Source organism: Staphylococcus sp. HMSC068C09 (genome assembly GCF_001813735.1).
In the GTDB taxonomy this organism is placed as follows: Bacteria; Bacillota; Bacilli; order Staphylococcales; family Staphylococcaceae; genus Staphylococcus; species Staphylococcus hominis.
Map to the genome: position 1 here is coordinate 1 of NZ_KV813740.1, position 3,138 is coordinate 3,138.

General features: G+C 30.0%; 3 protein-coding genes and 1 pseudogene. 1 reads left to right on the plus strand and 3 read right to left on the minus strand.

The window, feature by feature from the left end; translation table 11 throughout:
- On the plus strand, nt 1-548 hold a 548-nt coding region (locus HMPREF2930_RS01855), incomplete at its 5' end, for a DUF536 domain-containing protein (protein WP_070597213.1).
- 124 nt (nt 549-672) lie between these two features.
- On the opposite strand, the pseudogene HMPREF2930_RS11855 reads toward HMPREF2930_RS01855, so the two are convergent.
- From HMPREF2930_RS11855 to qac, 3 genes and pseudogenes are all read right to left on the minus strand, one after another.
- A pseudogene (locus HMPREF2930_RS11855) lies at nt 673-807 on the minus strand (HAD hydrolase family protein); the annotation flags it as partial.
- Nucleotides 808-870: 63 nt separating this feature from the next.
- A complete protein-coding gene (locus tag HMPREF2930_RS01860; protein ID WP_001077893.1) occupies nt 871-1,431 on the minus strand; it encodes a hypothetical protein in 561 nt (186 codons plus the stop codon).
- 204 nt (nt 1,432-1,635) lie between these two features.
- Nucleotides 1,636-3,138: QacA/B family quaternary ammonium compound efflux MFS transporter (gene qac, locus HMPREF2930_RS01865; RefSeq protein ID WP_031824900.1), on the minus strand; the 1,503-nt coding region annotated here is incomplete at its 5' end.

Consider the following 3,138-nt stretch of genomic DNA (forward strand, 5'->3'; position numbering starts at 1 on the left):
AAAAAAAATATGGATTTGAAGATACTATCACTAACTCAGAAAAAGTTAAAAAGGATAATTCCCACAAAGAATCTAAACATAATGTTCAAATAATTGAACTGCTTGAAAAGCAAATAGACACCTTAAATAAACAACTTGAAAAACAAGAAAAGCGTCATGAAGTGACAATAGAATTTTATAGGAAAGAATTGCAAGAAAGATCAAAATTACTTGAAAACCAACAAGTATTAACATTAGAAAGTAACAAAAAAATACAAAGATTGGAGTCTGAGTTAGAAGAAGAAAGACAACTTAATTATTCTGCTAATAAGAGACAGGACTTTGAAGTTCAAGAAACAATGGGGGATACGGATTCCATAAAGATTGATTCAGATAACCAAGAAGAAAAAATAGTTTCTCAGTTTAGTGATACGAGTAAAGATAAAAACGAGTATAAGCAACAAAATAGTGAATTGACAAAAGACGATAAATTAGATGATCAAAAAGAAGATATGATAAATGAAAATCATTCAAAAAAAAGTTTTTGGAGTCGGATATTCGGTAATTAAAAATGAATGTAAAAGGTGTATCAAGAGTTTATAAACCCTTGATACACCTTTGATAGTGATGAAACTTCTGATAATCATCAGTTATGTTAAACTCTAACAAAAACTAAATTATCAGAAGAATTATCTAGGGTATTAAACATAGGTAAATCAATTTTCTATCGCCAATAGTATAAACATCATCCATATTAATCTGAAGATAGCTACATAATTCTTTAACAGCATAGCCTTTATTTGTATAAGGCGCCATAAACTCTATTAAATATGGTTTGTTTTGAGGTTTCTATGTTTAATCATTTAATTTTTCATTATATAAATCGAATAATTATAAAAAGTCATCATACTTTTTATTTTTTAAAAATATTTGAAAATTTAATAGTAATCCAATTATAAGATCAAATATCATTATCATTATAATCAAGGCAACTATAATCACTGTGACACTCGTTACATAACAAGCTAGTAATCTCCAGATAAAATTGACATTTTCACCAATTCCATAACTTAACATATTACAAAGTAGTAAAAGAATAATAATACCTATACTGTAAATTAAAATTGTCAGTGTATATTTTTTAATAACTCTATTAGGAAACAATAGTTCATCTATTAGGTTCTTTTTCACCAGTATCTCTCGTTCAATTCTATCTTTGTCACAGATTTTGATTTTACTATTTTTTATTTTTTCCTCTAATAAAATAACCTCGAACGATCTGCTAATTTTTAATAAATATGCAGGAAAAGCTAATGTTAAGCATAATGTAATTAATTCATTTACATTGTTCATGTAACTTATAAAATAGATGAAAGTTGCTACTAGTGCTCCTAAAAATATAGTTATATTAAGTTCTACATCAAATATTTTAAAAATATCTGCTCTATTCATCAGTTAATCATCCTTTCAAGGTTTATTAATACTAATAAATTATTAGATATAGGTATATCATATTATTAATTTAAGAAATTGTCTTTTATAATTTTACTTAATAATAAAAAAGTAGAACCATTTAAAATTAATGGTTCTACTTTTTAACTATTACTAATTTTAAAAATAAACTAATCTACAATATCTAAAAATATATGTTTAGTACTATTTTTGTTTAGTTATATCAAGTGATTTGGGAATTAACAAATAGACAACTATTGAAATGATAATCATGATAATCCCACCTACTAAAGCAGTTGCTACAAAAGCATCATTAAATGATGTTACAGCCTCGTTTGCAAGCTGTTTTATCCCCGTAGCTTTAGCTACTTCGACAGCGCCCACTACAGATTCTTCAGCTACATGAGCTAAATCTCCAACTATACCTTTTGATGAAAAAGATGAAATATCTAAAAATACACGATAAAGCATAGAAGATAGGCTACCAAGTACTGCTACACCAAAAACATTTCCAAGGTCATACATAGACTCTTCAACAGCAGCTGCATTACCTGCTTTTGATGTAGGTGTTTCTAACATTATTAGAGCAGATGCAACTGCTAGTGAAGCCATACCAGCTCCAACTAAAATTAATGCTAAAGCCATTGTAGAATATGATAATGGATGACCAAAGAAATACATAATAAACATGCCAATGGCTGCAATTCCAATTCCGGAAGGTAACACTATTTTCGGTCCAAATCGCGCCGCTAATCCGGGTGCAATTGGTGCAAACACCATATCTCCTATTGCCATAGGTAATAGGTATAAGCCAGCTTTAAAAGGAGAAAGTTCTTCCACAACCTGTAACCATTGTGAAGCTAATAACAAAACAGATGCCATTGCAAACATTGTCATAAATGCAGCAATTGTACCAGCTGAAAATGATCTCTTTTTAAAAAGTCTTACGTCTAACATTGGATCAGAACTTGATAAATTACGTTTAACAAATATCACTATCATGGTAATTGCTAATACTATTACAACCCATGGAATAATATCTGCTAGTCCTTCTTTTGAAAATTCTTTGATACTCCATACCAGTCCAATCATGCCTGCAATTGATAAAATTGTAGAAGGAATATCCCACGAGTGAGACTTTTCTTTTGATAACTTAGACTCTGGTAATAAAAATAAACCTGCTACAACTGCTATTATCGCAAACGGTACATTAATTAAAAATGCCGAGTGCCATGAAAATTGCTCAAGTAAAGCTCCTCCGATAATTGGTCCAAAAACAGCACCTATCGATGAAGCGATTGACCATACAGCTAATGCAGTGGCCCTTTCTTTAGGGTTTTCAAAAATTACTCTTATCATTGAAAGAGTAGTTGGCATTATTAAAGCACCTGCAATACCAAGTAAAAATCGAATAGCTATTACGAACTCTGCACTTTCTGCGAAAAATATAGCTAATGAAACGAGGCCAAATAAAGCAAATCCAGTTAATAATGCTTTTTTTCTTCCCCATTTATCAGCAAAGGCACTCAATGGAATTATAAAGCCAGCTAAAACAAGAGAGTATATATCAACTATCCATAACTGTTGGGTACCAGAAGGCTCTAACTCTCTTACTAATTCCGGTAAAGCCATAATTAATATTGTCATATCCATTGTAACAACAAACAAACTAACAGCTAATACTACTAGTGCAGTCCATCTTTTTTT

What these genes read in the sequence shown, in the direction of transcription:
- HMPREF2930_RS01860 (WP_001077893.1), bottom strand. Translation starts at nt 1,431, where the DNA reads ATGAATAGAGCAGATATTTTTAAAATATTTGATGTAGAACTTAATATA.